Here is an 18377-nt window from a genome sequence, read left to right as displayed (position 1 = left end):
GTGATTCAATACATATCGTCATTGTGCAAAGATTTCCATCAGGCGCCCGGCGATTCGCTCCAGCGGACGGATTTCCACCGCTGCATCGATTGCCGCGGCGGCTTTGGGCATACCGTAGACTGCGCTGCTGGACTGGTCCTGAGCAATGGTCAGGAAGCCTTGCTGGCGCATCAGTTTCAGGCCTTGGGCACCATCGCGGCCCATGCCGGTGAGCAGCACGCCCACCGCCTGCCCGCGCCAATAGCGCGCCACACTTTCGAAGAACACATCGATCGAGGGCCGGTAGATTTCGTTGACAGGTTCGGCAGTGTAGGCCAACTGGCCGTTGTTCAGCAGGCGTATGTGGTGATTGGTGCCCGCCAGCAGGACCTGCCCAGGCTGCGGCGGCTCCCCTTCACGGGCCAGGCGCACCGGCATGCCGCAGGCACTGCCAAGCCATTCTGCCATGCCGGCAGCGAACACCTGGTCAACATGCTGGACCAGCACGATGGATGCCGGGAACGCTTTGGGCAAGCCCTTTAGCAGCACCTCGAGGGCCGCAGGCCCGCCAGCCGATGAGCCGATCGCCACCAGGCCGCGGCGCTGGGCGGCATAGCGTAACGGCGCGGCGACCGGTTTGGTCGCGCTGGGCCGCTGTTGGCCGATCAACCAGCTGATGTTGAGGATCTTGCGCAGCAACGGCGCCGCCGCTTCCCGCGCATCACCCGCGCCCAGCGCCGGGGTGTCGACCACATCCAGGGCCCCATGGCCCATGGCCTCGAACACGCGGTGCACGTTCTGCTTGCGGTCGACGGTGACGATGACGATGGCACACGGCGTCTCGGCCATGATCCGCCGGGTCGCCTCCACACCATCCATCACCGGCATGATGAGGTCCATGAGAATCAGGTCGGGCGTTGCCTGGGCACACTGGCGCACGGCCTCGGCGCCATTGCTGGCCACCCAGATCACCTCATGCGCAGGCTCCAGGGCCAGGGCCCGGCGCAACGCCTCTACCGCCATGGGCATATCGTTGACGATGGCGATCTTCATCCTTGAGCACCTCCGATCAGTTCAACCACGGCGTCGAGCAACGCATCGTCGTGGAAGCTGGCTTTTGCCAAATAGTAGTCGGCGCCAGCGTCCAGGCCTCGCCGTCGATCTTCTTCGCGGTCCTTGTACGACACCACCATCACGGGCAGCGACTGCAGGCGCTGGTCGCGGCGCACCAAGGTGACCAGCTCGATACCGTCCATTCGCGGCATGTCGATGTCGGTGATCAGCAGGTCGAAATCCTCGCTACGCAGTGCATTCCAACCGTCCATGCCATCGACTGCCACGGCCACCTCGAAACCGCGGTTGCTCAGCAGCTTGCGTTGCAGCTCGCGTACGGTGAGCGAGTCGTCGACAACCAGAATGCGCTTGCGGCTGGCGCCACGGCCGGCCTGCACGCCGCGCTCGATGCGCTCCAGGCGGCCGGTGCTGAGCAGTTTCTCGACCGAGCGCAGCAAGTCTTCGACATCGACGATCAACACCACCGAACCATCGTCCAGCAGCGCCCCGGCGGAAATGTCCTGGACCTTGCCCAGCCGTGCATCGAGCGGCATCACGACCAACACCCGCTCACCGATCAGCCGCTCCACGGCCACACCGTAAAGCTGTTCACGTTCGCGGATCACCACGACCCGCAAAGCGCTTTCATCACCTTGCGCGGCGGGCCGGTTGAGCAACTGGCTGGCCGCCACCAGACCGATATGCCGGCCCTCGTGCCAAAAATGCTGACGCCCCTCGATTTGCACGATCTGCTCGGCCGTCACCTCCAAGGTGCGCTCGATATGCGCCAGCGGGAACGCATAAGCCTCCCCGCCGACTTCCACCACAAGGCTGCGTACCACCGAAAGGGTCAACGGCACTTCCAGATGGAAGCGGCAGCCCTGGCCGGCCTGCTGGGTCAGCTCGATCGAGCCGCGCAGGTCCCGCACCAGATGCTGCACCGCGTCCAGGCCAACACCGCGGCCGGAGACTTCGGTCACTTTGTCGCGCATGCTGAAGCCCGGCAGGAACAGGAAGGTCAGCAGCTCCGCCTCACTCATCTGCGCCACGGTGTCCGCCGGGGACAAGCCGCGCTGAACGATACTGCGCTGCAGCCGTTGCAGGTCGATGCCGGCGCCGTCATCGCTCAGTTCAAGGATCAACAGGCCGGCCTGATGGGAGGCTCGCAGGCGAATTGCACCTTCTTCCGGTTTGCCCGCCAACAGCCGCTGCTCGGGCAATTCAATACCATGGTCGACTGCATTGCGCAGCAGATGGGTCAACGGCGCTTCGAGCTTTTCCAGCACATCGCGGTCGACCTGGGTCTTTTCACCGTCTATCTGCAGACGCACCTGCTTGCCCAGCGAGCGGCCCAGGTCTCGCACCATACGGCTCTGGCCGGTAAGCACATCGGCAAACGGGCGCATGCGGCAGGCCAGGGCTGTGTCGTACAGCAACTGCGCCCGCTGGCTGGCCTGCCAGCCGAATTCGTCAAGGTCGGCGGTTTGCTGTTGCAGGATGTGCTGGGTTTCCATCAGCAGCCGTTGCGCCTGGGCCAGTGCTTCCAACACCGGCAGGCTCTGGCCGCTGCCTTCCAACTGGGCTTTCAGGCCATCGAGGGCGCGCATGCCTTGGCCGTGCATGCGCTTGAGGCGCTGCAGGGTGGCCAGATAGGGTTTGAGGCGCTGGGTCTCGACCAGCGACTTGCTCGACAAGTCGAGCAGGCTGTTGAGCCGATCGGCAGTTACCCGCAACACCCGCTCGCCACCTTGGGCGCCGCGCTTGGATGCCCTGCGCGGCACGGGAGGCTCTGCTTCGGGCTCAAGCTCGGGGGTAACCAGCTCGACCGTGGGCAATGGTGTCTGGGCCGGCACGCTGGAAGGCACAGGTGCACCGGGAGGGTCCAGCAAGCCAGCCATCTGGGCCAGAAAACCGGGTACCGCGCCCTCACCGGCAGGGTCCCCGGGCGTTGCGACATGCAACAGCAGGTCGGTACCGCGCAGCAAGGCATCGATATGTTCAGCGCGCAGCAGCAGCCGGCCTTCCTGGGCCGCTACCAGGCAATCTTCCATCACATGGGCCACGCTGACCCCGGCGTCGATGCCCACGATGCGTGCAGCACCCTTCAAAGAGTGCGCAGCACGCATGCAGGCTTCCAATTGAGCGGCCTGGGTCGGGTTGCGCTCCAGCGCCATCAGCCCTGTGATGAGCACCTGGGTCTGAGCTTCGGCTTCCAGGCTGAACAGCTCGAGCAACGATGCGTCGCGCATTTGCTCAGGGGTCATGACAGGCTCCGCTGCACGGCAGACAGTAGTTGTTGTTCGTCCAGCACACGCACGCTGCGCCCGCGCCACTGCAGTACGGCGGCGGTGAACGGTGCAGTATCTTCAGTGGCGCCCGGTAGTGTGAACTCCAGGCGATGAATACCGTCGATCTCGTCCACCGCCAGCACCACTGGCCCGCCTGCCGCCGCCAGAATCAACATGCGCGGCATCGCCCGGCTGCTGCGCGCAGGCTCCGGCAAGCGCGCCAGCCCCAGCATTTCGCTCAGCAACAGGCACGGCACCAGTGCGCCACGCACATTGGCTACCCCTTGCAGCACCCTGGAACGCTGATGCGGCAATGAATGTACCGGCTGCACCGGGGCGATCTCGGCCAGGCAGGCGGTCGCCAAGGCCAGCCACTCCTCACCCAGACGAAACAGCAGCAGCGAGCGCCCGACGCTGGACTCGACCTGCGCCGCCTCGTGCAACTGATCGTCCTGAGCCAGTGCATAGCGGTCCAGCAGACGGGTAGCGGCCGCAGCATAGACTTCACAGTTGCGACAATGGATATGCCTTTGCAGCAGCGGGCATTGCTTGTCGCCGTGCACGCCGATCCGGTTCCAGCAATCGTCGATGCGCTCATCGTCCTGGGCGAGCAGCGCAATTGCGTGTTCGACGCTCATCGTTCAGCCCCCCTGCCAGCGCGTGCCGCGCGTTCGTGCAAGCGGCGAGCGCCGGCTTCGTCGCCTTGGGCCGCCAGCAACATGGCCAGGTGCAGCAACGCCTCAGGGTGCTGCGGCTCCAGGTACAGGGCTTTGCGGTAGTGCGTCTGGGCTTGCCGGGCATCGCCTTCGGTATCGCTGAGCAGTCCCAGCCAGTAATACACCTGAGCCTTGGGCTCGAACTGCTGCAGATAGCGCTGGCAATTGGCACGCGCTTGCGTGCCCTCACCCGCGTTGGCCTGCCTCGCGATGAGGGCCAGCAACTCACTTTCGCTCTCGCGCTGCACCACTGTGGGCGGGGCAACCGCAACCGAGCGCAAGGGCCGCGAAATGGGCGCAGGGGCAGGCACGGGGCGGCTCGGTGCGAGTGGCGCCGGCGGGATGAGCCGAGGCTGTGCTGGCGCATCCAACGGCTGGCGAACGTAGGCGAACGACTGGGCAATGCCCAGCGGCCGCATACCCAGCCTTGCCAGAAGGCTGCCCTCGGCCGGCCCGATAAACAGTACGCCATGCTCGTGGGTAAGGCGCTTGAGCACCTCGAACACGCGCTGCTGGGTCGCCACGTCGAAGTAGATCAGCAAATTGCGGCAGAACACGAAGTCGTAATAACCGTCACGGCTGCCCAGCGCCGGGTCGAGCACGTTGCCCACGGCCAGGTTCACCTGTGCACGCACCCGCTCGTTCAGCTCATGGCCTTCGGCGAGCGCGTGGAAGTGGCGCTCGCGAAAGGCCAGATCAACGCCGCGGAACGAGTTGCGACCGTAGACCGCCTGCACGCCCTTGGCCACCGAATTGGGGCTGATGTCGATACCGTCGATGCGAAACGCAGCCGGGTTCATGCCTGAATCGAGCAGTGCCATGGCCAGGGAATAAGGTTCTTCACCCGTGGAGCACGGCAGGCTCAGCAAGCGTAGCGGCCGCTCGCCGGCAAGTTCGGCCAGGCGTTTGTGGGCCAGCCCGACCAGCGCGGTAAACGACTCCCGGTAGCGGAAGAACCAGGTTTCCGGGACGATCACCGCTTCGATAAGCGCCTGTTGCTCATCTGCCGATTGCTGCAAGCACAGCCAATAGTCGTGAAGGTCTTGGGCGTTGACCGCGACACGGCGCTGCTGCAAGGCACGCTCGACCATGGGCGCGCCGACCGATTCGACATCCAGGCCGATGCGCTCTTGCAGAAAGCGGAAAAACCGTTGCTCGCTCATGCCGACACCTGCCCCGACTGTTGTGGGAACAGCAGTTCGCGCACAGTATCAGACAGCAAGTCATCGACCTCGATACGCTGTAGCAGGCCGTTGGCGTCCTGGCGAACCGGGCCCAGGTAACGCGCTTCGGGGTTGTCCAGCCCATACGGCTGAAACTCCTCAGCGAGGCAGCGCAAGGTCTCGGTAGCCTGTTCAAGGATCAGCCCCAACTGATGCTCGCCGCGATAGCGCACCAGCACCAGCCGTGTGCTGGTGCGCGCAGTGGCAGGCTGACCAAAGCTCAGGGCCGACAGGTCGACCACCGGCACCAGCACGCCACGATGGGCAACGATGCCGGCAACCCAGGCCGGCGCCTGGGCGATCGGCTTGAGTGGCAGGCGAGGTAGCACTTCGACCACCTGGCGCACATCCAGGGCGAAACGTTGGTCGTTGAGACGAAATAGCAGGTACAGCTTGCCCTTGGCGCTGGCCGCTGCTGCCGCATGCGTGTGCAGGTCAGTCATGGCGGTCAGACTTTGAAGCGCGATACACCACCGCGCAAGCCCGCGGCCACCTGGCTCAACTCGTCGATGGCGAAGCTGGCCTGGCGCAGCGATTCCACCGTCTGCGTGCTGGCATCGCTGAGCTGGGCCAGTGCCTGGTTGATCTGCTCGGCGCCGGTAGCCTGGGCCTGCATGCCTTCGTTGACCATCAACACCCGCGGCGCCAGCGCCTGTACCTGATGGATGATCTGGCTCAGTTGTTCGCCCACCTGCTGCACTTCGAACATGCCACGGCGCACTTCTTCGGAAAACTTGTCCATGCCCATGACCCCTGCCGATACCGCCGACTGGATTTCCCGAACCATCTGCTCGATGTCGTAGGTGGCCACGGCCGTCTGGTCCGCCAGACGCCGCACCTCGGTGGCCACGACGGCAAAGCCGCGCCCGTACTCACCGGCCTTTTCCGCTTCGATGGCGGCATTGAGCGACAGCAGGTTGGTCTGGTCGGCGACCTTGACGATGGTCACCACCATCTGCGTGATGTTGCTGGCCTTTTCGTTGAGGATCGCCAGCTTGGCATTGACCAGGTCGGCTGCGCCCATGACCTGGTGCATGGTGTCCTCCATGCGCGCCAGGCCCTGCTGGCCGGAACCTGCCAGGCTCGAAGCCTGGTCGGCGGCACTGGTGACTTCGGTCATGGTGCGCACCAGGTCGCGCGAGGTCGCGGCAATCTCACGCGAGGTGGCACCAATCTCGGTGGTGGTCGCAGCGGTTTCGGTGGCGGTGGCCTGCTGTTGCTTGGAGGTGGCCGCAATTTCAGTGACCGATGTGGTCACCTGTACCGAAGAGCGCTGGGCCTGGGACACCAGCTTGGCCAGCGCCTCGGCCATCTCGTTGAAGCCGCTTTCGATGGCGCCGAACTCGTCCTTGCGGTCCAGGCTCAGGCGCATGCTCAAGTCGCCCGAGCGCAGCTTGTCGAGGGCATGCACCACGCGCTGTACGGGGGCGGTGATGGCGCGCATCAGCAGCAGGCCGCAGATACCCGCCGCGACGATTGCCAACAACAGCGAAACGATCATGCTGCCTTTGGCGGTGCTCACGGCACCGACAATCTCGTGGTTAGCGGCGTCGGCGGCTTCGCGGTTGTACTCGATCATCGTGTTGAGATGACTGCGCCCCTGCGACCAGACCGGTGTCAGAACGTCCTTGATCAACCGCTCTGCCTCGGCATAATCCTGCCGTCGATAGGCTTCCATCACCTGGCCGATGACATGGGTGTAGTTTGCCTCCATCTGGAGAAAGGTGTCGAAATGGGCCTGGTCGTCCTTGTCGTGAATGGTGCCTTGGTAGCTGGCCAGGTGTTGCTTGAGGCGTTCGTCGAAGCTTTTGAACAGCTCCATGTCGGCTGCCGTGATCTCGCGGTGGTCGGACAACCCCACCAGCTGCTGGCTGGTGACGTAGCTGTCGACCCAGGCACTGCGGATCATCGAACTGTAGTAGACCCCCGGAATGCTGTCGGTACCTACTGCCTCCTCGGCACTTTCGATCGCCACCAGCCGCGAGTAAGCAGCTACGACCATCAGCAACATGATGGCGATGATCACGGCGAAACTTGCCAGGATCCGTTGGCGCAAGGTCCAGTTCTTCACATTCAGCCCTCAGGAATTCACAACGAGCGGGAAAAATCGCCGAAGTATAGCCCAGGCTTCCTACGCTTATGCGGCTGAATATGCGGGGTTAACCAGGCATCCCTGCCTTATGGTAAGGCCATTTACCCGTCATTGACCTGCGGCAAGTCGGGCCTGGCTCTCCAGTTCCTGGCGCAACGCCGGGTCCAGGCGAAGCTGGCGGGCCAGTTCGTCCAGGTATGCACGCTCCATGAAGTTCTCCTGATCGACCATCATCAGGCTGGCCAGGTACATCTCGGCGGCCATTTCCGGCGTTTGTGCGGCGCGCGCGACTTCGGCCGGGTCCAGTGGCTTGTTCAGCTCGGCGTGCAACCAGTGCTGCAGTTCGCGGTCGCTGTCCAGGCGGGTGAATTCGCCTTCGATCAGCGCGCGCTCGCGCTCGTCGATGTGGCCATCGGATTTGGCCGCCGCCACCAACGCCCGCAATACCGCCTGGCTATGCTGCTCGACCTGGGCCGGCGGCAGGCGATCGAGGGTTTGCGGTTCGGTCCCCTGCCCTGCGCCCTGGCGGGCCTGCCAGTTGCCATAGGCCTTGTAGGCCAGCACGCCGAGCGCGGCGAGGCCGCCGTAGGTGATCACTTTGCCCCCGTACTTGCGCGCCTTCTTGCTGCCCAACAGCAAGCCCAGGGCGCCAGCCCCAAGCGCCCCGCCCCCGGCGCCGGAAAGCAGGCTGCCCAAGCCTCCTGAGCCTGTGGCCGGCTTGCCTGCGCCGGACTGTTTGTTCAACAGTTCCTGGCCGGATTTGAGCAGTTGATCGAGCAGACCCCGAGTATTCATTCGCATGTCTCCACGCAGCGGAAAGTAACGTCCAGAGTAAGGCTTGCAAGGCCAAGGGCCACCCGTGGATTTGCTTCCGGATGTTGCATTGGCAGGCAAAAAGCCAACTAGACTCGAGATCGTCACAAGCACCCCAGGCTGGTAGCAATCGCAACACTGCGGTCTGGATGACTGCCCGACCACGCCCCCAAACGCAGCCGCCCAGGCGCCGGCCGCAGACACAACAGGAGCCCCCGATGCAAACCAACATGCTGATCAACGGTCGCCTGGTCGCAGGCGATGGCCCGGCCTGGACCGTGCTCAACCCCGCTGAAGGCAGTGCCTTGGCACAGATCAACGAAGCCACCGAGGCCCAGGTCGATACGGCGGTGCGTGGCGCCGACCATGCCTTCGACAGCTGGTCGCAGACCAGCCCTAAAGAGCGCTCGCTGGCCCTGCTGGCGCTGGCCGACACGATTGAGGCGCATGCCGATGAACTGGCCAGGCTGGAGTCGCAAAATTGTGGCAAACCCTTCGCTGCGGCCCTGAACGACGAAATACCGGCCATCGCCGATGTGCTGCGCTATTTTGCCGGCGCCGCCCGTTGCCTCGGTGGCTCGGCGGCCGGTGAATACCTGCCAGGGCACACCTCGATGATCCGCCGCGACCCGCTGGGCGTAGTGGCCTCGATCGCACCCTGGAACTATCCAATGATGATGCTGGCGTGGAAGATCGCCCCAGCCTTGGCCGCTGGCAATACCGTGGTCATAAAACCGTCCGAGCTGACCCCGCTGACCGCCCTGCGCCTCGGCGAACTGGCCAAGGACGTACTGCCTGCCGGCGTGCTCAACATCCTCTTCGGCCGCGGCCAGACGGTCGGCAACCCACTGGTTACCCACCCCAAGGTGCGTATGGTCTCGCTGACTGGCTCGATCCCTACCGGCGCGCACATCATCGGCGCCACGGCGGGCAGCGTTAAGCGCATGCACATGGAACTGGGCGGCAAGGCGCCTGTGCTGGTGTTCGACGATGCCGACATCGATGCCGCCATCGACGGTATCCGCACCTTCGGTTTCTACAACGCAGGCCAGGACTGCACCGCGGCCTGCCGCCTGTATGTGCAGGCCGGCATCTACGAACGCTTCGTCGAACGCCTCGGCAAAGCCGTGGCCAGCCTTAAAACCGGCCTGCAGGATGCCGAAGACACCGAACTCGGCCCGCTGATCAGCGCCCAGCACCGTGACAAGGTGGCCGGCCTGGTCGGGCGCGCCATCGCCCAGCCGCACATTCGCCTGGTCACCGGGGGCAAGGCACTACCGGGGGATGGCTTCTTCTTCGAGCCAACGGTGCTGGCCGATGCGCTGCAGGATGACGAGATCGTGCGCCACGAAGTGTTTGGCCCGGTGGTGTCGGTAACGCGCTTCACCGACGAAGCACAGGCGCTGGAATGGGCCAACGACTCGGAGTACGGCCTGGCTTCGTCGGTGTGGACCCGCGACACAGGCCGCGCCCACCGCCTGGCGGCACGGTTGCAGTATGGCTGCACCTGGGTCAATACCCACTTCATGCTGGTCAGCGAAATGCCCCATGGCGGGCAGAAGCATTCAGGGTATGGGAAGGACATGTCGATGTATGGGTTGGAGGATTACACCTGCGTGCGGCACGTGATGATCAAGCATTGAACGTGATGTGAAGCTACCGGCCTCTCCTGAGACAAGTCAGCAAGGAGGCCGGTACAAAGTGGCGATCGTCCTCGCATGAATACCTAGGACCTTTCCTTCAAGCACGGTCCCCTATCTCCTACAGTCCGGCTGTTGTGAAAAAAACGACTGGTATCATAGTCTGATACCATGAATAATCATCAAAGATCGGCCCTTGAAGCCATTTTCAGGAAACCAGTGCCCAAGACCTTGGAATGGGTCCGGCTGGAGTCACTGTTGAGATCAGCTGGCGCAAATGTCATCGAAGGTCGAGGTTCGCGAGTTCGCTTTGAGCTCAATGGGGCCGTTGCCACCTTCCATCGGCCTCACCCGGACAAACATGCCAAAACCTATCAATTGCGCGACGCCCGCCAGTTCCTTGAGCAGGCCGGAGTAACACCATGAATGTCATGACCTACCGCGGCTATGCCGCAAGAATCGAATACAGTGACGAGGACCAGTTGCTGATTGGACACGTTGCGGGCATACGTGACGTGATTGGTTTTCACGGCGAATCGATCAGTGAATTGCGACAAGCATTCGAGGAGGCCGTTGATGACTATCTCGAAACCTGTAAACGCCTTGGCCGTGAGCCGCAAAAGACCTATTCAGGGAAGCTGAGTCTGCGCCTTGAGCCCACCCTTCACGCCAGCGTGGCCGCAAAGGCCGAGCTGGCGGAAAAAAGCATCAATCAGTGGGTCAGCGATATTCTGAGCAAGGCCGCTTACAGCTGAGGTGGTCAATCAGTCCCGCAGATCCGACTCATGTATCGGATTCGCCCGGCTGGTAGCCCGTTGATACTGCGCCGGCCACGTAGCCCTGTTACCGCCCAGGTCATCATCGGCATGCAACGGCCAGTAAGGGTCGCGCAGCAGCTCGCGGGCGAGGAAGATCAGGTCGGCCTGCCCGGTGCGCAGGATGTGTTCAGCCTGGGCCGGTTCGGTGATCATGCCCACCGTACCGGTGGCGATTTCCGATTCCTTGCGTACACGCTCGGCGAAGCGGGTCTGGTAGCCGGGGCCGGTGGGGATTTCGGCATTCATCGAAGTACCGCCGGAGGACACATCGATCAAGTCGACTCCGAGCGCTCGCAGGCGACGGGCCAGTTCTACTGTTTCGTCGGGGTTCCAGCCGTCTTCCACCCAGTCGGTCGCCGACACGCGAACGAACAGCGGCAGTTCCTTCGGCCAGACCTTACGCACCGCCTCGGTCACCTGCAGCGTCAGGCGGATGCGGTTTTCGAAGCAACTGCCATATTCATCGCGGCGCTGATTGCTCAGCGGCGAGAGGAACTGGTGCAGCAGGTAGCCATGGGCGGCGTGGATCTCGACTACCTTGAAGCCCGCTTGCAATGCCCGTTCGGTGGCTTTGACAAACTCGGCTACAACATCCTGGATCTCGTCTTTGCTCAACTCACGCGGCACCGTGTGTTCAGGGTCGAAGGCAATCTTCGACGGCCCCACCGGCTGCCAGCCACCTTCCTCGATCTTGACGCTGCCATGCTTGCCCAGCCACGGGCGATAGGTGCTGGCCTTGCGCCCGGCGTGGGCCAGCTGGATGCCCGGCACGGCGCCCTGCGCGGTGATGAAGCGGGTGATGCGTTGCAGTGGGGCGATCTGTTCATCGTTCCACAGACCAAGGTCCTCGGCAGTGATCCGGCCATCGGCGGTCACAGCGACCGCTTCGGTGATGACCAGCCCGGCACCACCGACGGCGCGGCTACCCAAATGGACAAGGTGCCAGTCGTTGGCCAGGCCATCGACAGCGGAATACTGGCACATCGGCGAGACGGCGATGCGGTTGGGCAACGTCAGCTGACGCAGGGTGTAAGGCTCGAGCAGCAGGCTCATGAGGGCACCTCCCAAGGACTCCAATGGTGATCCGGCCCGGGCATTCAAGTGCACATCCCTGGCCCGGTGCCGGTCATTAATCAGACTAGACCAGATTGGTGGGAGGGAGGTTCGATGGGATTGTTGACTGCTCTGACGCGCGCATCAGATGTTTCCTACACATATGAGCTAGCGATACCTAGATCAGGAAAATATCCTACGAATCCTGTCGACTCGCGGCTGATTGTCCCTGGAAACCCCACCCTTTAGGCTTTTCGTGTCGCTGATGTTTGGCGTCCGGGAGTGGAATCCTGTCAATTACTGAGTTGCTGTCGTCATGGCAGTTGTGCGCGGGAGGCCGCAAAGCCTACCGGGTTTACTCGTAGCCTGGATTCCACACCGCGTACAACTGCCACCCATCCGTGTGGAATCGGACAGGTCGGTCAATCAGTAACCTTACGAGTCGTTCACTATGAAAAAACTAGTCCCCGATCCGCCCCACCATTTCGACCTTCCCTCCGACAAGACCCTGACCAACGCCGTGAGCGATGGCATCGTGCCAATCGATCACGTGTTGATGAACGTCACCCATTACCTGATGCTCGCTTACAACCATTGCCATCGAGTCCTCGATGCCGTCGAAGATGACAGCTCCCGGGAATCGCTTATGAATGGGCTGCGTGCCCTGCAGATTGCCTGGGGCCAAGCGGATGCGCTGTCATTGGCCGTGGAGCGTACTACTACCCTGCATTGAGGTTGGATTCACTGGCCTCTTCGCGGGTAAACCCGCGGCCACAGGGGCATCGCAGACCTCAAAACTTGCAGATGACCTGTGGGAGCTGGCTTGCCCACAAAGAGGCCAGAACAGGCAATCGAGAAACTTCAGGAGGGAATTCGATGACCACAGACGACACCCACTTTACTGTAGGGAAGACCACCTTCTTTCAGGGTGAACACCAGACTCACCCACTGTTCCGCATCGAGCCAGGGATTCCCTGCCGCGATGCCCGTGAGCAGGCCTCGGAATTGATGGGCTATGTACGAGAGCTGACCATCATTGGCCTGATGGATGAAAAACCGATGATGATCTGGGCATCCCATTACCTCAGTGCCATGGCCAAGGCACTGATGGATGATGCAGAGTTAGGCATGACAGGCTAACTTCTTCCTGATGGCTAAAGTGTTAGAGAGCTTAGGTCTTTACCGGTAGGTTTGCGGCGCCAGGGAAACCGAGCGCCGCCCCCGCAAAGACCAAGTCAGGCACTTGTAGTGCTCCTCAGCGCGGCTCCATATGCGCAATCATCAGCTGCACACTTTCATTACCTCGAAACTCATTCACATCCAGCTTGTACGCCAGCTCCACCCAACGCACGGTGGGGTTCGGCCACACCTCGCGGTCGATGCCGAAGGCAATGCCATCCAACCGTACCGAACCACATTCGCTCTTGAGCACCACCTTCAGGTGGCGCTCGCCGACCACGCGCTGTTCGACCAGCTGGAACACACCATGGAACAGCGGTTCGGGGAAGTGTTGCCCCCAAGGCCCGGCATTACGCAGGGCCTTGGCCAGGTCCAGGTGAAATTCCTCCACCGCCAGGCTGCCATCCGAAAGCAGACGGCCGGTCAAATCCTCTTCGCGCAACTGGCGACGGACTTCTTCATCGAACGCTTCGGCGAACGCCGGGAAATGACTTTCGGGCAACGACAGGCCCGCAGCCATGGCATGCCCACCGAACTTGCTGATCAGTTCAGGCTGGCGCGCTGCCACTGCATCCAGCGCATCACGGATGTGAAAGCCCGGTACCGACCGCGCCGAGCCCTTGAGCATGCCGTCACCAGCATCGGCGAAGGCGATGGTAGGCCGGTGGTAACGCTCTTTCAGGCGTGAGGCGAGGATCCCGATCACACCTTGGTGCCATTCGGCATCGAACAGGCATAGGCCGTAAGGCATGGACTCGACCGGCAAATCCTTGAGCTGGGCCAACGCTTCGCGCTGCATGCCCTGCTCGATCGACTTGCGGTCCTGGTTCAGGCCATCGAGCTGCTGTGCCATGTCCTGGGCTAGCGCCTCGTCCTCGCACAACAGGCACTCGATACCCAGGCTCATGTCGTCCAGGCGCCCGGCGGCATTGAGCCGCGGGCCTAGAATGAAACCCAGGTCAGTGGAGGTGATACGCCGGTGATCGCGACGTGCCACCTCCAGAATAGCCTTCAGCCCTGGCCGCGCCCTGCCGGCACGGATGCGCTCCAGGCCCTGATGCACGAGGATGCGGTTGTTGGCATCCAGCGGCACCACGTCGGCTACGCTGCCCAGCGCGACCAGGTCGAGCAGCTCACCGATGTTCGGTTGTGCTTGCGTCTGGTAGCGCCCCAAGCTGCGTAGGCGCGCGCGCAAGGCCATCAGTACGTAGAAGATCACCCCGACGCCGGCCAGCGATTTGCTTGGGAAGTCGCAACCTGGCTGGTTCGGGTTGACGATAGCGTCGGCGTCCGGCAATTGCTGGCCCGGCAGGTGGTGGTCGGTGACCAGCACTTTGAGCCCGGCCGCTTTGGCTGCCGCCACACCCTCGACACTGGAAATGCCGTTGTCGACCGTGATCAGCAATTGCGGCTGGCGCTGCAGCGCCACCTCGACGATCTCCGGGGTCAGGCCATAGCCATATTCAAAACGGTTGGGCACCAGGTAGTCGACATGGGCCGCGCCCAGCAGGCGCAGGCCGAGCACGCCGACAGTACTGGCGGTGGCGCCGTCGGCATCGAAGTCGCCGACGATGATGATGCGCTGGCGCTGGTCGAGCGCTTCGACCAGCAAGTCTACCGCGGCATCGATGCCCTTGAGCTGCTGGTAGGGCAACAGCCGCGCCAGGCTCTTGTCCAGCTCGGCCTCGGACTGCACGCCGCGGGCGGCATACAGGCGGGTCAGCAACGGAGGCAGGTTACCGAGAAACGGCAGGGTCGGCGGCAGCGGGCGGGGTTCGATACGCATGGGTCGGTTGGCTCAGCCACGCTCACCGAGCAGCCACTGCAACTGCACTTCGTGCTGACCACGGTCATCAGTGACGAACACTGTGCCTTCACTGATCATCACATCCCACTTGATGCTGCGCGGCATGTCCGTGGCAAGCACCTCGAGCACCTCTTGCGGCACAGCGGCGATGTTCAGGTTCTTCAGGTTCTTGACCGCGCCAACCACCTTGGTCTCCCATACACGCAGGCTGCCGTAGGCCAGCAGGCTGGTGCGCTCGGTACGGCGCGAACACCAGGTCAGGCGATCAGCGTCCGGCTGGCCCACTTCGATCCAGTGCAGTACGCGGTCGTCCAGGCTCTTTTCCCACAGGGCAGGCTCGTCGACATCCGACAGGCCGCGGCCGAACGACAGATTCTCGTTGTACCAGAGTGCGTAGGCCAACAGCCGCACGGCCATGCGCTCTTCGGTTTCCGAAGGATGACGGGCGATGGTCTGCTTGACGCTTTCGTACACGCCGCGATCGAGATCGGTCAGATTCAGTTCGAATTTGTAGGTGGTGGACGGCTGGGCCATGGTCGAAGGGCTACTTGCGCAAAGAAAAGTCACACAGTCTACCCGATCCTGATCTTCGTTGCGCCGCAGCAGTATCTGCCGCTACCGACCTATGATAAAACCACGGTTCTGCCCAATTGCCACGGATGCCCCATGCCTACGCCCAGCAAACCCCTCGCCGGCCTGAAAGTCATCGAGCTTGGCACCCTGATCGCTGGCCCGTTCGCTTCGCGCATCTGCGCCGAGTTCGGCGCCGAGGTGATCAAGGTCGAGTCGCCCGACGGCGGTGACCCGCTGCGCAAATGGCGCAAGCTGTACGAGGGTACTTCGCTGTGGTGGTTCGTGCAGGCGCGCAACAAGCAGTCACTGACGCTGAACCTCAAGCATCCCGATGGTCGCGAGATCCTCAAGCGGCTGCTGGCCGAGGCCGACATTCTCATCGAGAACTTTCGCCCGGGCGTGCTGGAAAAGCTCGGCCTGGGCTGGGATGTGCTGCATGAGCTCAACCCGAAACTGGTGATGGTGCGCCTGTCAGGCTTCGGCCAGACCGGGCCGATGAAGGATCAGCCAGGCTTCGGCGCCGTAGGCGAGTCGATGGGTGGCCTGCGCTATATCACCGGCTTCGATGACCGCCCACCGGTGCGCACCGGCATCTCCATCGGCGACTCGATCGCTGCATTGTGGGGCGTGATCGGCGCACTGATGGCGCTGCGCCACCGCGAGGTCAACGGCGGCCAGGGCCAGGTGGTGGACGTGGCGCTGTACGAGGCAATCTTCGCCATGATGGAAAGCATGGTCCCCGAGTTCGATGTGTTTGGCTTCATTCGCGAACGCACCGGCAACATCATGCCGGGCATCACGCCCTCTTCCATCCACACCAGCGCCGACGGCAAGCACGTGCAGATCGGTGCCAATGGCGATGCGATATTCAAACGTTTCATGCAGGCCATCGGCCGTAACGACCTGGCCGACGACCCGACGCTGGCCAGCAATGATGGCCGCGATGCGCGGCGTGACGAACTGTACGGGGTGATCGACCGCTGGGCCAACAGCCTGCCCCTGGAGCAGGTGATGCAGGTACTGACAGCCGCCGAAGTGCCGGCAAGCCGAATCTACTCGGCAGAAGACATGTTCAACGACCCGCAGTACCTGGCCCGCGAGATGTTCCTGCAGGCCCGCCTGCCAGACGGTAAAGCGTTCAAGATGCCAGGCATTGTACCCAAGCTGTCCGAAACACCCGGCTCGGCCGAGTGGGTAGGCCCGGCGCTGGGCGAGCACACCGATGCCCTGCTTGGCACCCTGGGTTATGACGCCGCCGCCATCGCCAGCTTGCGCCAGGCAGGCACGGTCTGAGGTCGCCCCCGCCCGTGCGCGCGTTCCTGTCCCTGCTGTGCGGGCTGCTGCTCGCCATGGCCATCGCGCCAGTGCAGGCCAAGGAACGCCTGATATGGCTGGTCCGCGACCTGCCGCCCTTCACCATCCTGGAGGGTGCGGCCAAGGGCCAAGGTGCGATCGACCGGATGCTGGCGCTGCTGATCGAACAGATGCCCGAGTACGACCACGACATCGTACGGGTCACTCGGGCGCGCGGCATACAGATGCTGCAGGACCCTACCAGCTTCACCTGCGATCCGACCATGCTGTGGACACCGGAGCGTGCGAAGTTCGTGCATTTCTCCGAACCGGTGCTGGGGGCGATGAGCGGTGGCCTGGTCGTACGCAAGCAAGCCGGATCTCTGCTGGCACCGTTTCTGGATGGTGCGCAGGTTGACCTCAAACGCTTGTTGAGCGACACGCAACTGCAGCTTGGCATCGTCGCCGGACGCAGCTACAACACACAGATCGACGAGATCCTGCACCAGCTCCCCGACGCAGTCCTCAGCCGCCACTATGGTAACGATGCCACTGCCAATCTGCTGCAGATGCAGCGCCTGGGGCGCCTGCAACTGGTGCTCGGCTACTGGCCGGAAGTGCGCTACCTGATCCAGCAGCAAGGCGGCTCGCTCGATGAGTACCAGTTTCACCCGATACAAGGGGTGAACCGCTACCAGTTCCTGCATGTGGGCTGCTCCGATTCCCCCTTGGGGCACGCAGCGGTCGCGCATATAGACCAACTGCTGCCCCCGCTACGCCGGGATACTCTGCCCGCGCTTTACGCCAAATGGCTGGATCCGGAGCTGCAAGAAGAATATCTGGAACAGAGCAGGCATTTTTTCGAAGGGCGGTAAAAAAGAAACCCCGGGACGCTGGGGAGGACGCCCGGGGCCAATCGAAAGTCCTCATGGACTTCCCGCGACAACCCGCCATCACCGGAGCTGTGTGCTGGCTGGCTGCCCTACTGTCTCTGATGCGCCACTCAGGCAAAGGTTCCTTGAGGATGCTGACGTTGCTGCAACGCGGCGATGACACAGGGCTGCAGGCGCCCCTCGGCTATCTGCAGGTCACGGTGAAGGCCATCGACCAGGTCGATCAGCAGGCTTTGCTCCTGCAACTGGCGCTGGCTGACCGTTCGGCGCAAGGTAATGCCACCGAGGCTGTCGAAAACGGTGAGTTGCCGGTTGCCAATGGCATCGGCGGTGCCTAGCTGGGTCTGATAGGGGCTCAGGGCGTCATTAAGCAGTCTGCAGATTCTTTCCATCCGGATCACTCGCTGCGTGGTGGTATATGAAGGAACTGACCAGCAAGCGCAGCGGAAAGTTCGTTGCGCTGCAGCTGTTTCAGTGAGCATGCGTGGGTGATGTGACCGTTTGAATACGCTGCAAGGCCTGCTGCCAACGCCGCACCGGTAGCGGCCAGGGCAGGTCGGCCAGCACCCAGAGGCCACGCTCGCGAGCTTGCTCGGCAAGGTTGGGCCGGTGCTTGCTGGCACAGCCGACGAAAAGCAAAGCGCGTGAACAGCGGTTGCGCTCCAGGCGTTCGAGCAGGGCCTGGCCGCCTTTCATCGCATGGTCGAGGATAAGCAGATCGGCACCGCGCTTGCGTGCCAGGCAGGCATTGAGGTCAACCAGATCATGGGTGATGCGCACATCGAAAACGCCCAGGGCATTGCACGCCTGATGCAGGAGAATCTGGTGGGAAGGCCGAGCCTGGTGAATCAACACGTAGGGCTGATGCATGAGCCGCTCCTGAGGGAAGGACGGGCCACTGTATGCAGCGCTCAACGCGTTTTACATAGGAAAAGTCTGAATGAAACCGGGGAAAAA

Annotated in this window: 19 protein-coding genes; 7 read left to right on the top strand and 12 right to left on the bottom strand. The window is 62.8% G+C overall.

All coding sequences use genetic code 11. The features are described from left to right. Window positions 1-18 precede the first annotated feature (18 nt). The 7 genes from ACMGGN_RS02365 to ACMGGN_RS02335 form a co-directional block, all read right to left on the bottom strand. Window positions 19-1032 carry a chemotaxis response regulator protein-glutamate methylesterase gene (locus ACMGGN_RS02365; protein ID WP_414156440.1) on the bottom strand — a complete coding sequence of 338 codons (1014 nt, stop codon included), beginning with the start codon at window positions 1030-1032 and terminating at the stop codon, window positions 19-21. Further along, window positions 1029-3296, bottom strand: a complete 2268-nt coding sequence (locus ACMGGN_RS02360; protein WP_119687684.1) for a hybrid sensor histidine kinase/response regulator — start codon at window positions 3294-3296, stop codon at window positions 1029-1031. Before ACMGGN_RS02360 ends, ACMGGN_RS02365 begins: the two co-directional genes overlap by 4 nt. Further along, window positions 3293-3958 (bottom strand): chemotaxis protein CheW, encoded by a 666-nt coding sequence (locus ACMGGN_RS02355; RefSeq protein ID WP_119687685.1) that lies wholly within the window; start codon window positions 3956-3958, stop codon window positions 3293-3295. Before ACMGGN_RS02355 ends, ACMGGN_RS02360 begins: the two co-directional genes overlap by 4 nt. After that, on the bottom strand, window positions 3955-5199 hold the full coding sequence (locus tag ACMGGN_RS02350; protein ID WP_115274011.1) for a CheR family methyltransferase: 1245 nt from the start codon (window positions 5197-5199) through the stop codon (window positions 3955-3957). The genes ACMGGN_RS02355 and ACMGGN_RS02350 overlap by 4 nt, the downstream gene beginning before the upstream one ends. Beyond that, window positions 5196-5702 carry a chemotaxis protein CheW gene (locus ACMGGN_RS02345; RefSeq protein WP_115274010.1) on the bottom strand — a complete coding sequence of 169 codons (507 nt, stop codon included), beginning with the start codon at window positions 5700-5702 and terminating at the stop codon, window positions 5196-5198. The genes ACMGGN_RS02350 and ACMGGN_RS02345 overlap by 4 nt, the downstream gene beginning before the upstream one ends. Before the next feature lie 5 nt (window positions 5703-5707). Further along, a complete protein-coding gene (locus tag ACMGGN_RS02340; protein ID WP_414156821.1) occupies window positions 5708-7270 on the bottom strand; it encodes a methyl-accepting chemotaxis protein in 1563 nt (520 codons plus the stop codon). Window positions 7271-7459: 189 nt separating this feature from the next. Next, complete coding sequence (locus ACMGGN_RS02335; protein WP_115274009.1) at window positions 7460-8146, bottom strand: tellurite resistance TerB family protein; 687 nt, start codon at window positions 8144-8146, stop codon at window positions 7460-7462. Between the two features lie 236 nt (window positions 8147-8382). On the opposite strand from ACMGGN_RS02335, the gene ACMGGN_RS02330 reads away from it, so the two are divergent. The 3 genes from ACMGGN_RS02330 to ACMGGN_RS02320 all read left to right on the top strand — a co-directional run bounded on the left by ACMGGN_RS02330 (window position 8383) and on the right by ACMGGN_RS02320 (window position 10559). Next, a complete protein-coding gene (locus ACMGGN_RS02330) occupies window positions 8383-9807 on the top strand; it encodes a gamma-aminobutyraldehyde dehydrogenase (RefSeq protein WP_414156439.1) in 1425 nt (474 codons plus the stop codon). A 168-nt stretch (window positions 9808-9975) separates the two neighbouring features. After that, the gene (locus tag ACMGGN_RS02325) at window positions 9976-10230 is read left to right on the top strand and encodes a type II toxin-antitoxin system HicA family toxin (RefSeq protein ID WP_115274007.1); all 255 of its coding nucleotides are present in this window, start codon (window positions 9976-9978) and stop codon (window positions 10228-10230) included. Further along, the gene (locus ACMGGN_RS02320) at window positions 10227-10559 is read left to right on the top strand and encodes a type II toxin-antitoxin system HicB family antitoxin (RefSeq protein ID WP_012315954.1); all 333 of its coding nucleotides are present in this window, start codon (window positions 10227-10229) and stop codon (window positions 10557-10559) included. The genes ACMGGN_RS02325 and ACMGGN_RS02320 overlap by 4 nt, the downstream gene beginning before the upstream one ends. A 9-nt stretch (window positions 10560-10568) precedes the next feature. Here ACMGGN_RS02320 and ACMGGN_RS02315 read toward each other — a convergent pair whose 3' ends face one another. After that, window positions 10569-11675, bottom strand: a complete 1107-nt coding sequence (locus tag ACMGGN_RS02315) for an NADH:flavin oxidoreductase/NADH oxidase (protein WP_414156438.1) — start codon at window positions 11673-11675, stop codon at window positions 10569-10571. A 451-nt stretch (window positions 11676-12126) separates the two neighbouring features. Between ACMGGN_RS02315 and ACMGGN_RS02310 the strand changes: the two genes are divergently transcribed. Then, window positions 12127-12408 (top strand): hypothetical protein, encoded by a 282-nt coding sequence (locus ACMGGN_RS02310; protein ID WP_414156437.1) that lies wholly within the window; start codon window positions 12127-12129, stop codon window positions 12406-12408. A gap of 143 nt (window positions 12409-12551) precedes the next feature. Then, window positions 12552-12815 carry a DUF3077 domain-containing protein gene (locus ACMGGN_RS02305; RefSeq protein ID WP_115274004.1) on the top strand — a complete coding sequence of 88 codons (264 nt, stop codon included), beginning with the start codon at window positions 12552-12554 and terminating at the stop codon, window positions 12813-12815. A gap of 115 nt (window positions 12816-12930) precedes the next feature. Here the strand turns inward: ACMGGN_RS02305 and recJ are convergent, their stop codons facing one another. Both recJ and ACMGGN_RS02295 read right to left on the bottom strand, forming a co-directional pair. Continuing rightward, entirely contained in the window at window positions 12931-14640 is a 1710-nt protein-coding gene (recJ, locus tag ACMGGN_RS02300; protein WP_414156436.1) for a single-stranded-DNA-specific exonuclease RecJ, read from the bottom strand. A 12-nt stretch (window positions 14641-14652) separates the two neighbouring features. Further along, the gene (locus ACMGGN_RS02295; protein WP_012315959.1) at window positions 14653-15195 is read right to left on the bottom strand and encodes a YaeQ family protein; all 543 of its coding nucleotides are present in this window, start codon (window positions 15193-15195) and stop codon (window positions 14653-14655) included. A 132-nt stretch (window positions 15196-15327) separates the two neighbouring features. On the opposite strand from ACMGGN_RS02295, the gene ACMGGN_RS02290 reads away from it, so the two are divergent. Continuing rightward, on the top strand, window positions 15328-16527 hold the full coding sequence (locus tag ACMGGN_RS02290) for a CaiB/BaiF CoA transferase family protein (protein ID WP_046784362.1): 1200 nt from the start codon (window positions 15328-15330) through the stop codon (window positions 16525-16527). 14 nt (window positions 16528-16541) lie between these two features. Further along, window positions 16542-17402, top strand: a complete 861-nt coding sequence (locus ACMGGN_RS02285) for a TIGR02285 family protein (protein ID WP_414156435.1) — start codon at window positions 16542-16544, stop codon at window positions 17400-17402. 128 nt (window positions 17403-17530) lie between these two features. On the opposite strand, the gene ACMGGN_RS02280 is transcribed toward ACMGGN_RS02285, so the two are convergent. Together ACMGGN_RS02280 and ACMGGN_RS02275 are read right to left on the bottom strand one after the other, a co-directional pair. Then, entirely contained in the window at window positions 17531-17812 is a 282-nt protein-coding gene (locus ACMGGN_RS02280) for a DUF3509 domain-containing protein (RefSeq protein WP_080765825.1), read from the bottom strand. Window positions 17813-17891: 79 nt separating this feature from the next. Beyond that, window positions 17892-18290: a histidine kinase gene (locus tag ACMGGN_RS02275; protein WP_012315963.1), complete on the bottom strand. Its 399-nt coding sequence runs from the start codon at window positions 18288-18290 to the stop codon at window positions 17892-17894. Between the last annotated feature and the right edge of the window lie 87 nt (window positions 18291-18377).

The sequence above is a fragment of the Pseudomonas sp. BNK-30 genome, from assembly GCF_047456185.1.
Lineage (GTDB): Bacteria > Pseudomonadota > Gammaproteobacteria > Pseudomonadales > Pseudomonadaceae > Aquipseudomonas > Aquipseudomonas putida_E.
Note: the sequence above shows the minus strand (reverse complement) of the source record. Positions and strands in the feature narration are given on the sequence as shown.